Raw genomic sequence first — 15,776 nt, 5'->3', positions numbered from 1 at the left:
CTGACTGGCACAAAGCTATCGGGGGCAAGCCCCCTCCCACATTGGATCTTCAGTGCTCTCAGCAGCCTTTTTCCATCCGGAACAAGCTGTTACTGTACCGATCATAAAGCCCAAGCCGCCCGGATCGGATCTCTGACTTGAAGCGTTCCCTCCTTCTACTAATAAGTCTGGCCTTGAGCTTTGCTGCGAACGCGACGATTACCGAGAGCCACGGTTACGCGCAGTTCGGCACACTCAAGTACCCGGCCAAATTCACCCATTACGATTGGGTAAACCCTGCAGCGCCGAAAGGCGGAACACTGCGGGTGATGGCCTTTGGCACGTTCGACACCCTCAATCCTTATACCTTCAAGGGCACCAGCCCGGTTTCCACCGGTAACTTCCTGCAGTACGGCGTCAACGAGCTGAACGAACCGCTGATGGTCGGCACCGGCCAGTACGCCCCTTCTGGCGATGAGCCGACGTCCAGCTACGGGCTGATTGCCCAATCGGTGGAATACAGCGAGGACCGCAGCTGGGTCGTGTTCAACCTGCGCCACGAGGCGCGTTTTCACGATGGGGCACCGATTACTGCCGATGACGTGGCGTTTTCCTACCGAACCCTGTTGACCGAAGGCCACCCGCAATACCGCACCAACCTGCAGGAAGTGGCGCGGGTCGACATCCTCAATCGCCATCGCATTCGTTTTGTGTTCAAGCGCGCCGGCAACCCGCTGCTGATCCTGCGCCTGGGCGAGTTGCCCGTGCTGCCCCAGCATTACTGGAAGAACCGCGACTTCAAGGCCACCACCTTCGAGCCGTCACTGGGCAGCGGGCCGTACCGCATCAGCAAGGTCACCCCCGGCCGCCAGCTGGTGTTCGAACGGGTCAAGGATTACTGGGGCAAGAACCTGCCGGTCAACCAGGGTTTGTATAACTACAACAAGGTCGAGGTGGAGTTCTACCGCGACAGCGACGTCGCCTTTGAAGCCTTCAAGGCGGGCGAATTCGACATTTATATCGAACACCAGGCCAAGAACTGGGACACCGGCTACCACTTCCCGGCGGTGAACCGCGGCGAGGTTATCAAGGCGCAGATCGCCCACCGCATCCCCACTCAGAGCCAGGGCCTGTTCATCAACACCCGGCGCCCGGCCTTCAGCCAGCCCCAGGTGCGCGAAGCCCTGGGGTTGATGTTCGACTTCGAATGGACCAACCGCACCCTGTTCAGCAATGCCTACAAACGCGCCTTGAGTTACTACCCCAACAGCGAATTTTCCGCCACCGGCGTTCCGGTCGGTCACGAGTGGCTGATGCTCTCGCCCTACCGCGACCAACTGCCGGCCAAGCTGTTTACCCAGGCCTTCAGCCTGCCGCAAACCGACGGTCGCGGCATCCCCCGCGACACCCTGCGCCGCGCCCTGGGCCTGCTCGGCGAGGCCGGCTGGAAGCTGTCCGGCCAACGCCTGTTGAACCAGGATGGGCAACCGCTGCGCCTGGAAATCCTGCTGGTCAACCCGAACCTGGAGCGCATCCTGCAGCCCTATGTCGAGAACCTGATCAGTATCGGCATCGACGCGCACCTGCGCACCGTTGACCGTGCGCAGTACAAGCAGCGCCTCGACCAGTTCGACTTCGACATGATCCTGGTCACCCTCAACCAGACCCTCAGCCCAGGGCTGGAACAGTGGCAGTACTTCCATTCCAGCCAGGCTGCCATCAAGGGCAGCAAGAATTACGCCGGCATCGCCAACCCCGTGGTCGACCACCTGCTGGAACAACTGCTCGCGGCCCAGACCCGCGAAGAACAACTGGCCGCCGGCCGCGCCCTGGACCGGGTGCTGCTGTGGCAGCACTACAGCATTCCCAATTGGTACCTCAACTATCATCGCCTGGCGTACCGCAACCGGTTCGCGTTTGTCACCACGCCGCCCTACAGCCTGGGCTTGAGCGCATGGTGGCTGAAAGCTTCGGAGAAAGCCCAATGATGTCTTTGCGCAGTACTCTATTCGCCAGCCTGTTGCTGTGCAGCGCGGCCCAGGCCGCCCCGCAACATGCGTTGACGTTGTATAACGAGCCGCCCAAGTATCCCGCCGATTTCAAGCATTTTGACTATGTGAACCCCGACGCCCCCAAGGGCGGCACCTTCCGCGAGTCGGCCATGGGCGGCTTTGACAGCCTCAACCCCTACATCAGCAAAGGCGTGCCCGCAGACAATCTGCCGTTGATCTACGACACCCTGGCCATGCAGAGCCTGGACGAGCCCATCACCGAATACGGCCTGGTGGCCGGCAAGATCGAAAAGGCGCCGGACAACAGTTGGGTGCGCTTCTATCTGCGGCCCGAGGCACGCTTCCATGATGGCCACCCGATCCGCGCCGAAGACGTGGTGTTCACCTTCCAGACCCTGATCAAGGATGGCACCCCGCTCTACCGCACTTACTACGCCGACGTGGATGAAGTGGTCGCCGAGGACCCGTTGCGGGTGCTGTTCAAATTCAAGCGCACCAACAACCGTGAGCTGCCACTGATCCTCGGGCAATTGCCGGTACTGCCCAAACATTGGTGGGCCAGCCGGGACTTTTCCAAGGGCAACCTGGAAATTCCGCTGGGCAGTGGCCCGTACAAGGTGGCTGAGGTAAAGGCCGGGCGCATGATTCGCTACGAGCGGGTCAAGGACTACTGGGCCAAGGACCTGCCGGTAGCCAAGGGTTTCTACAATTTCGATAACCGCATCACTGACTATTACCGCGACAGCACCGTGTCCCTGGAAGCCCTGAAAGCCGTGCAGTTCGATTATTGGCTGGAGTTCAGCGCGAAAAACTGGGCCAACGCCTACAACATTCCGGCGGTAGCCGAGGGCCGCTTGATCAAAGAAGAAATCCCCAACGGCAATCCCACCGGTATGCAGGGTTTCGTGTTCAATACGCGCAAACCGATGTTTCAGGATGTCCGGGTGCGCAAGGCCATCAGCCTGTTGCTGGATTTCGAATGGAGCAACAAACAGTTGTTCAATGGCGCCTATACCCGCACGCGCAGTTACTTCGAAAACTCGGAAATGGCCGCCACCGGTTTACCCAGCCCGGATGAACTGGCGATTCTCGAGCCCCTGCGCGACAAGATCCCTGCCGAAGTCTTCACCCAGTCCTTCGAGCCCTCCAAAACCGACGGTAGCGGCATGATCCGTGCGCAGCAGCGCGAGGCGTATCAGCTGCTGCAAGAGGCCGGCTGGAAGATCGTCGACGACAAGATGGTCGACACCACCGGCAAACCGGTCACCCTTGAATTCCTGCTGGCCCAGACCGAATTCGAGCGCATCCTGCTGCCGTTCAAGCGCAACCTGGCCGACCTGGGCATCGACCTGGTGATTCGCCGGGTTGACGTGTCGCAGTTCATCAACCGCCTGCGCTCGCGGGATTTCGACATGCTGGTGGGCAGCTTTCCGCAATCCACCTCGCCGGGTAATGAGCAGCGTGAGTTCTGGAAGTCGTCCAGCGCCGACAAACCCGGCAGCCGCAACTACATGGGCCTGAAAGACCCGGCCGTCGACCAACTGGTCGAACAACTGATCGACGCCGACTCGCGCAAAAGCCTGATCGCCCACGCCAGGGCGCTGGACCGCGTGCTGCAGTTCGGTTACTACGTGATCCCCAACTGGCACATCAAGACCTTCCGTGTGGCGTATTGGGACCACCTCGGCCATCCGCAAGTCTCGCCGCGCTATGACGTCGGCACCGCCACCTGGTGGGCCAAACCCGACGTCAAACCGGCGATCCCCCTGGACACCACACAAAGCGCCGAAGCGGCGAGCGGAGGCGATTGAATGCTGGCCTATATTGTTCGTCGCCTGTTGCTGATCATCCCCACGCTGTTCGGCATTCTGCTGATCAACTTCGTGATCATCCAGGCCGCCCCCGGCGGGCCGGTGGAACAGATGATCGCCAAGCTCGAAGGCTTTGACGGCGCCACCAGCCGTATCGCCGGTGGCGGCGCCGAAGTCGCGGTGGCCGGTTCCAGCTATCGCGGCGCCCAGGGGCTCGACCCGGCGCTGATCAAGGAAATCGAGAAAATGTACGGCTTCGACAAGTCGGCGCCGGAACGCCTGTGGATCATGGTCAAGAACTATGCCCGGCTGGATTTCGGCGACAGTTTTTTCCGTGATGCCAAGGTCATCGACCTGATCAAGGAAAAGATGCCGGTGTCGATTTCCCTCGGGCTATGGAGCACCCTGATCATGTACCTGGTGTCGATCCCCCTGGGCATCGCCAAGGCTACGCGCCACGGCAGCCATTTCGATGTGTGGACCAGTTCGGCAATCATCGTCGGCTATGCGATCCCGGCGTTCCTGTTCGCCATTCTGTTGATCGTGGTGTTTGCCGGCGGCAGTTACCTGGACTGGTTCCCCTTGCGCGGGCTGACGTCCAACAACTTCGACGAATTGAGTTGGGGCGCCAAGGTGCTCGATTACTTCTGGCACCTGGCCCTGCCCGTGACCGCCCTGGTAATCGGTAACTTCGCCACCATGACCCTGCTGACCAAGAACAGCTTTCTCGACGAGATCAACAAACAGTACGTGGTCACCGCCAAGGCCAAGGGCCTGACCAACCACCGCGTGCTCTACGGCCATGTGTTCCGCAACGCGATGTTGCTGGTGATCGCCGGTTTTCCCTCGGCCTTCATCGGCATCTTCTTTACCGGGTCCTTACTGGTGGAAGTGATCTTCTCCCTCGACGGCCTCGGCCTGATGAGCTTTGAAGCGGCGATCAACCGCGACTATCCGGTGGTGTTCGGCACGCTGTTTATCTTCACCCTGCTGGGGCTGATCGTGAAACTGATCGGTGACCTCACCTACACCCTGGTCGATCCGCGTATCGACTTCGCCAGCCGGGAGCATTGAGATGAACCTGTCCCCCCTCAATCGCCGCCGGTTCGAGCGGTTCAAGGCGAACAAGCGTGGCTGGTGGTCGCTGTGGCTGTTCCTGATCCTGTTCGGGCTGAGCCTGGGCGCCGAGTTGATCGCCAACGACAAACCGCTGGCCGTACACTTCGACGGTGACTGGTACTTCCCGGCGCTCAAGCGCTACCCGGAGACCACCTTCGGCGGCGAGTTCCCCCTGGAAGCCAACTACAAGAGCCCGTATATCCAGGAACTGCTCAAGGCCAAGGACGCCTGGACCTTATGGGCACCGATCCCGTTCAGCTACCAGAGCATCAACTACGACCTGAAAGTGCCGGCCCCAGCGCCGCCGTCCAGCGTCAACCTACTGGGCACCGATGACCAGGGCCGCGATGTGCTGGCGCGGGTCATCTACGGTTTTCGCGTGTCGGTGCTGTTTGCGCTGACGCTGACCGTGCTCAGCTCGATCATCGGCGTGATCGCCGGCGCCCTGCAGGGTTTTTACGGCGGTTGGGTGGACCTGGCCGGGCAACGTTTCCTGGAGATCTGGTCCGGGTTGCCAGTGCTGTACCTGCTGATCATTCTCGCCAGCTTCGTGCAGCCCAATTTCTGGTGGCTGCTGGGCATCATGCTGCTGTTCTCATGGATGAGCCTGGTGGACGTGGTGCGCGCCGAGTTCCTGCGCGGGCGTAACCTGGAGTATGTGCGCGCGGCCCGTGCGCTGGGCATGCAGAACGGCGCGATCATGTTCCGCCATATCCTGCCCAATGCGATGGTTTCGACCATGACGTTCATGCCGTTCATCCTCACCGGCGCCATCGGCACCCTCACCGCCCTGGACTTCCTGGGCTTCGGCCTACCGGCCGGCTCGCCGTCATTGGGCGAACTGGTGGCCCAGGGCAAATCCAACCTGCAAGCGCCGTGGCTGGGCATGAGCGCGTTTGCCGTGCTGGCGATCATGTTGAGCCTGCTGGTGTTTATCGGCGAGTCTGCTCGCGATGCCTTCGACCCGAGGAAATGAGATGAATCAGGACAATCTGATCGAAATCCGCGACCTCAGTGTCGAGTTCGTCACCGGCGAGCATCACCATCGCGTGGTCAATAACGTCAGCTTTGATATCAAGCGCGGCGAAACCCTGGCCCTGGTCGGCGAAAGCGGCTCCGGCAAATCGGTGACCGCCCATTCGATCCTGCGCCTGCTGCCCTACCCTTTGGCGCGGCACCCGTCCGGCACCATCCACTACGCCGGGCAAGACCTGCTGACGCTCAAGGAAAAGACCCTGCGGCACATTCGCGGTAACCGCATCGCGATGATCTTCCAGGAGCCGATGACCTCGCTGAACCCGCTGCACTGCATCGAAAAACAGATCAACGAAGTGCTCGGCCTGCACAAGGGCCTCACCGGCAAGGTCGCCACCCAGCGCACCCTGGAACTGCTGGAGCTGGTGGGCATCCCCGAGCCGCACAAACGCCTCAAGGCATTGCCCCACGAACTCTCCGGTGGCCAGCGCCAGCGGGTGATGATCGCCATGGCCCTGGCTAACGAGCCGGAACTGCTGATCGCCGATGAGCCGACCACGGCCCTCGATGTAACGGTGCAATTGAAGATCCTGGAACTGCTCAAGGAACTGCAGGCGCGCCTGGGCATGGCGTTATTGCTGATCAGCCACGACTTGAACTTGGTACGCCGGATCGCGCACCGGGTGTGCGTGATGCAACAGGGCTGCATCGTCGAACAGGCCGATTGCGAGGCGCTGTTCCAGGCGCCGCAACACCCTTACACCCAGGAATTGCTGGCGGCGGAACCCAGCGGCGGGCCGGCCACCAACGCCGCCGGGCCACCGCTGTTGGAAGTGGACGACCTGAAAGTCTGGTTCCCGATCAAGAAAGGCTTTTTGCGCAACACCGTCGATTACGTCAAGGCCGTGGACGGCATCAACTTCAGCCTGCCCCAAGGGCAAACCCTGGGCATCGTCGGCGAAAGCGGCTCGGGCAAGTCCACCCTGGGCCTGGCGATCCTGCGCTTGATTGGCAGCCAGGGCGGCATTCGTTTCGAAGGCCAGCAACTCGACCGCCTCACCCAGCAACAGGTACGCCCGTTGCGCCGCGAAATGCAGGTGGTGTTCCAGGACCCCTTCGGCAGCCTGAGCCCGCGCATGTGCGTCAGCGAGATCGTCGGCGAGGGCTTGCGCATCCACAAGATGGGCACGGCGGCCGAGCAGGAAGCGGCGATTATTGCCGCCCTCAAGGAAGTCGGCCTGGACCCGGAGTCGCGGCACCGCTACCCCCATGAGTTTTCCGGCGGCCAGCGCCAGCGCATCGCCATCGCCCGCGCCCTGGTGCTCAAACCGCGCCTGATCCTGCTGGATGAGCCGACGTCGGCGCTGGACCGTACGGTGCAACGCCAGGTGGTGGAACTGCTGCGCGGTTTGCAGGCCAAGTACAACCTGACCTACCTGTTCATCAGCCATGACTTGGCGGTGGTCAAGGCGCTGAGTCACCAGTTGATGGTGGTCAAGCAGGGTCAGGTAGTGGAGCAAGGGGATGCCGGGACGATTTTCGCCAGCCCACAGCACCCCTATACTCGGCAATTACTGGAAGCGGCCTTTCTGGTGCCCGCTTGACGTAGGAGTCCTCGCCATGTCGTTGAACACTCGCGCCCACCCTTCGCACTCGCCGCGTTTCTGGCGCGACGAGCGCTTGCCCTTCATCGAGGCGCGCACCATCGCCGACGGGCGCAAGGTGACGTACACGCGGCATGCCCATGAACATTTTTCCATTGGCGCAATCACCCGCGGGCGCAGCTATTACCACCATGGCGCGCAGACCTACCAGATCAGCGCCGGCACCGTGGTGTTGATGAACCCCGGCGATGTGCATGCCTGCAATCCCATCGAAAACGAGCATTGGTCCTACCATATGCTCTACCTCGACACGCCCTGGCTGACCGACCTGCAGCATCAACTGGGCTTCAGTACCGACCAGGGTTACCGCCCGTTCAACACCCCCCATACGCGGGACCCGTCGTTGTACAACGGCTTGCTGGCGTTGTACCGCCTGTTGGTGGATGAGCGGGCCGAACTGCTGCACAAACAGAGCGCGCTGGTGAGCTATTTCAGCGAGGTGCAGCAGCGCCTGAATCCTTCGCTCGCACCGGTACGGGAGGTCAATCACAAGTTGGAGCGGGCCGCCGACTACATCCGTGAACACTGCACCGAGGCCCTGAAGCTCGAGGACATTTGCCAGGCGGCCGAGCTGTCGCCGTCTTATTTGATTCGCGCCTTCAAACAGTATTACGGGCTGACACCCCATGCCTTTCTGGTCAATCGCCGTATCCAGTTCGCCCGCACCCAGCTGCGCCATGGCGAGCTGATTGCCGACGTGGCCCTGGCCGCAGGCTTTGCCGACCAGGCGCATTTCCAGCGTGCGTTCAAGCAGCATTTCGCCGCCACGCCCGGGCAATACCGCGAAATACTCAAGCCATCAGCAAATAACCCACACTGGCCACCAGCAACGCGGCCATCGAGCGGTTGAATACTCTGACACCCTGGGGATTGTGCAGGTAGCGCCGCAGAAACGTTCCGGCATAGGCCCAGCACGCCACCGACAGGTAGCAGATCACCAGGTAGAGGCCAGCGAACAACCAGACTTGCCCGGCATCGCCGTCCGCCGCAAACAGCCCCATTCCCGCCACACAGGCCAGCCAGGCCTTGGGGTTGAGCCACTGCATGATCGCGCCGTACAACATCGATGGCGCCGTGGCGGCGCCATCGGCCTGCAACTGGCCATCATCGACGGCGAGCTTCCAGGCCATGTACAGCAAAAAGGCCACCCCGCCCCACTGGATCAGTTGGGTCAGGATCGGCCAGCGCAGCAGCACCTCGTGCAGGCCCAGGCCGATCAGTATCAACAGCAGCGTGAAGCCGAGCGCAGCGCCGAACACGTGCTTCTGGCTGGCAGCAAACCCGAAGCGCGCGCCGCTGCTCAGGGCGACCACGTTGACCGGCCCAGGCGTAATGGAAGTGGCGAGGGCGAAGGCAGCCATGGAAATGATCAAGCTCATTGCGGTTCCTTTTCGTGATGTCATACGGATGACATCACGCTATAGGCTGGAGCGAACTCGGTATTGAACAAAATGCCCCTCAAGCTGCAAGCTGCGTGAGGCATCCAGGCTCAGCGCTGCGCGGGGATCCGGATATCGCCGCTGCGGCATTGGCTTTTTACGCTGCGCGGGCAACCGGCGAAGGCCAGGTCCTTGGTCAGGCATACCCGCACTTCAGACAGCACTTTGCCTTTGCAGACGACGGCCATCCCGTGATTGCCCATACGTGGGTTACTCTCGCGAAACAGTGCCTCGATCTCGCTGGCCGCTAATGACGGCGGCGTATTGAACGGCTGCAGTTGTGGCGGAATGACCACCGCCCCCAGTGCCGTATCGGTTTTCTCCAGGTATTCCAGCGGCACGAGCCCGCTGCAGGTGCCGTGCTTGGCCCATTCATGCTTGAGCAGCGCACGGGTGGGAAACAGCGTCGCGCCCTTGCGCATTTCCTCGTTGGTCAATCGCACATCAGGTGCACAGGAGGCCGGCCACCCGCCTCGCGCGTACTGCGGCCACAAGCCATGCAGGACAAACCCGTAGCCTTTGCCCGAACACTGTTCATTGTTCGGGTGTGTCAGGCAAAACGTCGGCGACCATGACAGCGACAATACATAGAAATCAAATTCCCCTGGCTGCCCTTGACTGCGCGGCGCTGCCGTTGCGCCGGTGATGATCAGCAGCCACCCCACCATCCAGTATTTCATCGCGATATCCGTTTAAACAAAGTGAATCACCACGCTATCGCGACGGCTAGGGATGTTGAGAATAACGTTGCAGCACCTTGTCCAGGATTCGATCCGTCTTCAGCGCCTCGATTGCCAGCGAAGGGTGCTTGGCTTCCCCACGGATATGGGCATTCATCGCAAGCACGTGGTGCCATTGGATGTGCGCATGACACGGCACTTCCAGCACCTCATCGGACTCCCCTTCAAGACGCAGCGGCTGGTCTTCGAATACCGAGAACGTGATGCGTCCATGACTGCCGATCAGCTCGACCCGGTCTTCGCGGCGGTCTGCCACGAAGTTCCAGCAGCCCATGCCCAACGCACCGCTGGCAAAGGTCCAGCAGGCGGTTACTGCATCTTCCGCCGCGTAACGCCCGGCCTGCCGCGCGGTGAAGCCCGACACTTCGACGATATCTCCCGCCAGGTACTGGAACAGGTCGAACCCATGGCTGGCCAGGTCGGCAAAATAACCGCCGCCGGCAATCGCCGGGTCTGTGCGCCAATTGGCGGGATTGGTGTCGGCCTGTGCCGCAGGCTTGCACAGGGTCCAGGTCAGGTGGCGTAGCTCGCCGATACGGCCTTCCTGCAACCAGCTGCGCACTTGCTGGAAGCGTGGCAATGAGCGCCGATAGTAGGAGACGAACAGGTGCAGCCCGGCGCGCTCGAAGGTGCGTTGCATCAATGCGCTCTGTTCGGCGTTCAACGACATGGGTTTTTCGACGCAGCAATGCTTGCCTGCCGCTGCCACCATCAAGCTGTACTCGAGGTGGCTGTCGGGTGGCGTGGCGATGTACACCGCGTCCACCTCGGGGTCGTCGATCAGGGCCTGGGCGTCGGTATAGAAGCGGGCAATGCCATGACGTGTCGCATAATCGCGCACGGCGTCCTCGCGCCGCCCCATCACGGCTACCAGGGCAGAACCTGGCGCTTTGTAGAAAGCGGGTCCACTCTTCAATTCAGTGACACTGCCACAGCCGATCATGCCCCAACGTACGGTGCTCATCTGCTCTCCTCGTTCGTTTATGTCAATCGGGCAGTATCCACATACACACCCTGGCGCGCCATAACCACTTAGCATGACAATTGCATTACACTTTTATGACAGAGATTTCGTTACGGGCACAGATGATGAAAATACGGGCCACGGTCATATGCGAACACGAGGGGCATATCCTCTTCGTGCGCAAGGCAAGATCGAGATGGGCGTTGCCGGGCGGTAAGGTCGAACGCGGCGAACGCCCAGTGGGCGCGGCAGAGCGCGAGCTGGAAGAAGAAACGGGGTTGAACGTGGACGGCTTGCTGTACCTGCAGGAGCTGAAGGCCCGCGACACCCTGCACCATGTATTCGAGGCCTCGGTGGTGAACATCGACGAGGCGCGACCGTGCAACGAGATCGTCGACTGCCAGTGGTACGCCTACAACGCTCTCGATGAGTTAGACACCACTGACGCCACGCGGCACATCGTCAAATCTTTCCTGCGCCGCCTCTGACGCGACGGTTTGACTGGCGAGCCGTGCTGCCACTGCTGTGCACAGGGTCAAATTCAAGGCAAAAAAAATCCCAAGTAGCTGATGGAAACTTGGGATTTAAAAATGCATAAACCGTGGGAGGTGAACGCACGGCTATATTAGCGATTGCAAAAACACGTCACAAGATTATTTTCTTCCTTTCGTCGGATTGGAAGCATCGTAAGTCATTCAATAACCACATGTTTTTTAAGGAAAGAGGCAAATTTGTGCCACTTTTTGGTGCAAGTTAGGGGCAAGGCTTTGAACTTTATCCACTTATAAAAAAGGGATATTAGTTATTCCATTTTCACAGTTTTCAATAACGGTTTGTTCAATCGCCTGCATGCGCGCTGCAGCGCCCAACACTCCAGCACGAAGTTGCGCAAGCTGTCAGCTAATCGGGGGCTTAGGCGCTCATGAAGTCAGTATGCCCTGCTTTTTTCGTAGCGAACGTCATCACCCTCAACACGGCCGGCCCTCAGCCACCCCAGGCGCTGATAAAACCCGTTAGCGCGGACTTCATCGCGGCCATCAGTGACCAGGTACACGCGCTCGTGATGCACAAACAACGCGGCCTCGGCCACTGCCATCAACCGCCGGCCCAGGCCCAGGTTCTCGTGGGAAGGTAAGACGAACATCGCGAACACCTCGCCGGTCTCAAGATCGACCATGGAAAAGGCCGCTGCCTGGCCGTCCACTTCTGCGACCCATGCGCACGGGGCTGTGCGCAGCGCGTCGGCCAGTACCTGTGGCGTGATCCCCAGATCAGCCATCTGTTCAAGGCTCAAATGGTTTTGCACCACCGAGGTACGAATTTTAATGAGCGTGTCGAGGTCTTCGACGGTCGCCACTCGAATAAGCACTTGCATACATGCCTCCTGATCAAGCACGCGATTGTATGCAAATACTTACACAGCATTTGTCGTGGATTTGTAAACCACTCGGCAGCACGGTAGGAAAAAAACGCTTATTTACGCGCCACCTTATAGCGCACGCAATCGTGGTAAAAACTCTGGCGAATCGCCTCGGGTTTGAGCCGTGAACGGCTGTCATAGGTCTGCTCGGTAATGCCCATGGCCATCATGCGCATCCACGATTTGTTGAATTTGATGGTCTGGATCTTTTGCCGCGCGGCGTACAGCGACACCCCCGAAAGCTTGAGCTCCTGAGCCCTGGCAGCCGTGCCTGCGCCCCAACTGCACATATACTTGTCACCCTCGCGCAACTCCCGAGCCTGCGCGGCTGCCGCGCCGCCGGCCAGGGAACAGGCAATCAGCATGATTCCAACAGTGCGCATTAGCTTCCTCACCTAACCACCTGAAATAAAAGTGATTCTGGCGAGAATTTTGTTACAGAGGGGCCATCAGATTGCCCTATCCTCCACCCCTCAGCCCCATGCCACCACCAACAGCCCGGCGCCCAGCACCAGGCACAGCGGCGAATAGACAAAGGTATCCAGCTTGGCAAACCTGGAGCCGCCGACTTTTTTGAAAAACCCCACCAGCTCCGAATCCCCAATCGCCCGGGCAAACATTACCACGGCGATCGCACTGATCCCCCATTGCAGCGCCCCATGGGACACCGGCGAAAAATAAAGCCCGGCGCGCAGACAGACGAGCAGCGCAATCGCCACCAGCCCCATGGCGACCAGAAAGGTGCCCAGCGCCGAGGGTTTGAACGCCGGCCTTGGCCCGCTGGCGAATTCGCCCGGTAATTGAGGAATGGCGGCCAGGCTGCCGAGTTTGCCGCCCGCGGCCCAGTACAGATGCACCATGCTGATGCAGGTAAAAATTGCGACGATCCAGCGCGCGATGATGAAGCTCATGGCGGGCTCCTCACAGAAATGTGCGAATGAGGATAGTCGCCCTGAAGGTTTCTGCAGGTATTTCGTCGGCGGAACGGGCGCGCCGCACAAGCCCGCGCGCTCATTTCCCAAAGGTTGACCCGCGCTCTACTGGAGGCTTGCCTCAACCTTGAGTGCCACATCCTCCGTCAACCACGCCTTCCACACCTCGGGATGAGCCTTGAGAAACGCCTGGGCCACGTCCCGAGGTGGCGTATGGTTCTCACTCATTTTCGCCAACGCCTGATTAAGCGGCTCGATAGGAAACTCAACCTTCTCGAAAAACTGCGCAATCTGCGGATGCTCCTTCTGGAACGGCGTAGACACGCCGATGCTCAATTTCGAGGCCAGCGAGCGCGTCGGCTTGGGATCAGGATTGTCCGCATCCGTCAGCGTCTTCCAGGCCTCGGCGTCGAACGGCGGCTCTTGCAGTTGAATCAATTTATAGCGGCCCATCAACGGCGTGGGCGACCAGTAGTAGAACAGCACCGGCTTGCCCCGGCGGATCGACGACGCAATCTCGGCATCCAGTGCCGCCCCCGAGCCGCTGCGAAAGTTCACGTAGCTGGTGTCCAGGCCGTACGCCTTGAGCTTTTGCTTGTTGACCACTTCCGAGGTCCAGCCGATGGGGCTGTTGAGAAAGCGCCCTTTGCCGGGAGACTCAGGGTCTCGGAACACATCCTTGTAGCGCGCCAGGTCGTTTACGCTTTTCAGGTCAGGGGCCAGGGGCTTGATGTTTTTGCTCGGGTCGCCCTTGACCACGTATTCCGGCACCCACCAACCTTCGGTGGCGCCCTTGACCGTATCGCCCAGGCCTACCACCTTGCCTTCAGCCTCGGCCTTGACCCAGACCGGACTGCGGCCCGCCCACTCTTCACCGATCACCTGGATGTCGTTCTTGGCCAGGGCGGTTTCCAGGGTGATGGTGGTACCGGGCAACGTGTCGGTTGGCAAGTCGTAGCCCTTCTCGACAATGAACCGCAGCACCTCGGTAATCAGGCTGCCGCTTTCCCAGTTCAGGTCGGCAAAGTGCACCGGCGCCTGGGCGGCCGATACCGGCATTGACGCCAGTGACAGGCCCAGGGCCGTCAACGATGCAGCCAACAGTGTTCGCATTCCTTTCATACCCTCGCACCTCGCGATATCGCAGCCATCAGCGGACGGCTTTGCTGCTATGCGCGAAGCCTCTGAATAGTTAAGTCAACTCAACTGTAGTAGAGGTTCCGGAAGATAAAAGAAGTTCGCCGTGGCGATATTTATTCACTGGCCTTGAACGTCACCAGTTCGCCCTTGCGCCACTTGGCGGCTTTGCCTGTCACGGCCTTGAGGGTTTTGGTCAGGCCTTCCTGCAGCTGTTCGTGGGCAGCAAATACCAGCATGACGCTGTGGCCTTCCTTGAACACAATCCCCTCGCCCTCGGCCGATGACACAAACGCATAGTCGCCCAGGCCATACACGGTCAACTTGATATCGCGGAATTTCAGTTCGAACTTGCCACCTTCGCGGCTGGGCAATACCGCCGCGCGAAAATGGTCGCCGACCTTGAGTTCCAGGCGTGGTTTGTCGTCCACCACCAACGCGGCTTCGGTATCGATCTCAGCGACGTAGATACCTTCCGGTGTCTGCTCGGTGACGTAGACAAAACGAGATTGAAACTGCTTGACCAACTTTGCGCGCAAATCACCCAGCACGAATAACGCGTGCATATCCAGATTACTGACTGCCAAGGAAACGTCCCCACATCGAAATAGCACTGACCGCTTGAGCGGGCAGCACAAAAAAACGGCCGTTACGGCACGATCACAGACTCGTTAAAATCCTGAAGAAAACCCATAAGACCCGTACAGATAAGCGCGGCGGCCCTTATGCGAGGTCATCCGGCAACACAGCAAATCACAGGTTCAACGACCCGAGAATACGAGTCGAGCAACTTCAGAGAATAACCCGATTAAAAACACAGTTTTCCGACACGCATCACAAAAGAAAACACCTGGACATGGAACCAGGCGCGTGCCGCCAACGACAATACTAAAACAGCAACACTAGTCAAACCACCCGAAATGTGGCGGCTATAACAACAAGGTCGATCGACAGGAGCTGAGCATGCTACGACGTCAACACGACGATACGTCCTTCCACTCGCATTCATCATGTCCGGACGAACCGCAATACTACTGCTTACCTACGCCCGATGGGTACTCCCATTCCGTGCTTTATCGCGTTGTGCCGGCCGGAAGGAATTTTTTCCATATCCAGGAAGTGACCAGCGGCAGGATAAAAGGCTTTCGCAGCGATCACACCAAGGCCTGTGCATTGGCCAAAGCCCTGGAAGCCAATTTGTATAGTCTGCACGGCACACTCGTTTCGTCACCTGGCTGACTTTACTGCACAGCGGCCCTTCAACAACTGCCATACTGACCCGTCCATTGGAGTTTGCCCCGTGCGGGTCAGGTTTCATCAGTGCAGTTACCTTGAAGAGAAGCCTATACGTGACGGAATTTGATATTGGCGAATTTTTTATCCATGGCGATGCCAGGGAAGTAGACGGTGAGTTTCAAGCAGTCATCATCATGCGGGCCAAACCGCCGTTGACCACAGTGACAGCGCATCAGGTAGAGAAAGACCGCTGGTTCAAAACTGTCGACGCTGCGGCCATCGCAGCAAAAGAGGCCGCCAAGGAGCTGAAAGCCGCCGTGGATTCAGGCGCACTCAGTTCTTGATAAT

16 protein-coding genes are annotated in these 15,776 nt (G+C 59.7%); 8 read left to right on the top strand and 8 right to left on the bottom strand.

The features are described from left to right. Positions 1–137: 137 nt before the first annotated feature. Genes C4J89_RS12875 through C4J89_RS12850 form a run of 6 tightly spaced genes read left to right on the top strand, consistent with a single transcriptional unit; the run spans position 138 to position 8,410 of the window. Positions 138–1,967: an extracellular solute-binding protein gene (locus C4J89_RS12875; protein WP_124414623.1), complete on the top strand. Its 1,830-nt coding sequence runs from the start codon at positions 138–140 to the stop codon at positions 1,965–1,967. Then, the gene (locus tag C4J89_RS12870; protein WP_124414622.1) at positions 1,964–3,802 is read left to right on the top strand and encodes an extracellular solute-binding protein; all 1,839 of its coding nucleotides are present in this window, start codon (positions 1,964–1,966) and stop codon (positions 3,800–3,802) included. The genes C4J89_RS12875 and C4J89_RS12870 overlap by 4 nt, the downstream gene beginning before the upstream one ends. Then, a complete protein-coding gene (locus C4J89_RS12865; protein ID WP_124362722.1) occupies positions 3,803–4,876 on the top strand; it encodes a microcin C ABC transporter permease YejB in 1,074 nt (357 codons plus the stop codon). It abuts the gene before it with no gap. A 1-nt stretch (position 4,877) separates the two neighbouring features. Further along, complete coding sequence (locus C4J89_RS12860) at positions 4,878–5,897, top strand: ABC transporter permease (RefSeq protein ID WP_124362721.1); 1,020 nt, start codon at positions 4,878–4,880, stop codon at positions 5,895–5,897. A 1-nt stretch (position 5,898) separates the two neighbouring features. Further along, on the top strand, positions 5,899–7,500 hold the full coding sequence (locus C4J89_RS12855; protein WP_124414621.1) for an ABC transporter ATP-binding protein: 1,602 nt from the start codon (positions 5,899–5,901) through the stop codon (positions 7,498–7,500). Positions 7,501–7,516: 16 nt separating this feature from the next. Further along, the gene (locus C4J89_RS12850) at positions 7,517–8,410 is read left to right on the top strand and encodes an AraC family transcriptional regulator (RefSeq protein WP_124407106.1); all 894 of its coding nucleotides are present in this window, start codon (positions 7,517–7,519) and stop codon (positions 8,408–8,410) included. Here the strand turns inward: C4J89_RS12850 and C4J89_RS12845 are convergent. The 3 genes from C4J89_RS12845 to C4J89_RS12835 all read right to left on the bottom strand — a co-directional run bounded on the left by C4J89_RS12845 (position 8,352) and on the right by C4J89_RS12835 (position 10,703). Beyond that, a complete protein-coding gene (locus tag C4J89_RS12845; protein ID WP_124362718.1) occupies positions 8,352–8,939 on the bottom strand; it encodes a LysE family translocator in 588 nt (195 codons plus the stop codon). The genes C4J89_RS12850 and C4J89_RS12845 overlap by 59 nt on opposite strands. Before the next feature lie 110 nt (positions 8,940–9,049). Beyond that, on the bottom strand, positions 9,050–9,679 hold the full coding sequence (locus tag C4J89_RS12840; protein ID WP_124414620.1) for a ribonuclease T2: 630 nt from the start codon (positions 9,677–9,679) through the stop codon (positions 9,050–9,052). Between the two features lie 46 nt (positions 9,680–9,725). After that, positions 9,726–10,703 (bottom strand): Gfo/Idh/MocA family protein, encoded by a 978-nt coding sequence (locus C4J89_RS12835; RefSeq protein WP_124362716.1) that lies wholly within the window; start codon positions 10,701–10,703, stop codon positions 9,726–9,728. Positions 10,704–10,828: 125 nt separating this feature from the next. On the opposite strand from C4J89_RS12835, the gene C4J89_RS12830 reads away from it, so the two are divergent. Next, positions 10,829–11,191, top strand: coding sequence for an NUDIX hydrolase (locus C4J89_RS12830; RefSeq protein WP_124416018.1), 363 nt, complete (start codon positions 10,829–10,831; stop codon positions 11,189–11,191). A gap of 440 nt (positions 11,192–11,631) precedes the next feature. On the opposite strand, the gene C4J89_RS12825 is transcribed toward C4J89_RS12830, so the two are convergent. The 5 genes from C4J89_RS12825 to C4J89_RS12805 form a co-directional block, all read right to left on the bottom strand. Further along, positions 11,632–12,078, bottom strand: coding sequence for a GNAT family N-acetyltransferase (locus tag C4J89_RS12825; protein ID WP_124362715.1), 447 nt, complete (start codon positions 12,076–12,078; stop codon positions 11,632–11,634). A 98-nt stretch (positions 12,079–12,176) separates the two neighbouring features. After that, positions 12,177–12,506, bottom strand: coding sequence for a hypothetical protein (locus tag C4J89_RS12820; RefSeq protein WP_124414619.1), 330 nt, complete (start codon positions 12,504–12,506; stop codon positions 12,177–12,179). Between the two features lie 90 nt (positions 12,507–12,596). Then, positions 12,597–13,034 (bottom strand): DUF3995 domain-containing protein, encoded by a 438-nt coding sequence (locus C4J89_RS12815; RefSeq protein ID WP_124414618.1) that lies wholly within the window; start codon positions 13,032–13,034, stop codon positions 12,597–12,599. Between the two features lie 126 nt (positions 13,035–13,160). After that, a complete protein-coding gene (locus C4J89_RS12810; RefSeq protein WP_124414617.1) occupies positions 13,161–14,177 on the bottom strand; it encodes an ABC transporter substrate-binding protein in 1,017 nt (338 codons plus the stop codon). Positions 14,178–14,308: 131 nt separating this feature from the next. Beyond that, on the bottom strand, positions 14,309–14,779 hold the full coding sequence (locus C4J89_RS12805; RefSeq protein WP_124362711.1) for a hypothetical protein: 471 nt from the start codon (positions 14,777–14,779) through the stop codon (positions 14,309–14,311). A 762-nt stretch (positions 14,780–15,541) separates the two neighbouring features. Here C4J89_RS12805 and C4J89_RS12795 point away from each other — a divergent pair. Continuing rightward, positions 15,542–15,772, top strand: a complete 231-nt coding sequence (locus tag C4J89_RS12795; RefSeq protein ID WP_124362709.1) for a hypothetical protein — start codon at positions 15,542–15,544, stop codon at positions 15,770–15,772. Positions 15,773–15,776: the final 4 nt, after the last annotated feature.

It is taken from the genome of Pseudomonas sp. R4-35-07, assembly GCF_003852235.1.
In the GTDB taxonomy this organism is placed as follows: domain Bacteria; phylum Pseudomonadota; class Gammaproteobacteria; order Pseudomonadales; family Pseudomonadaceae; genus Aquipseudomonas.
Note: the sequence above shows the minus strand (reverse complement) of the source record. Positions and strands in the feature narration are given on the sequence as shown.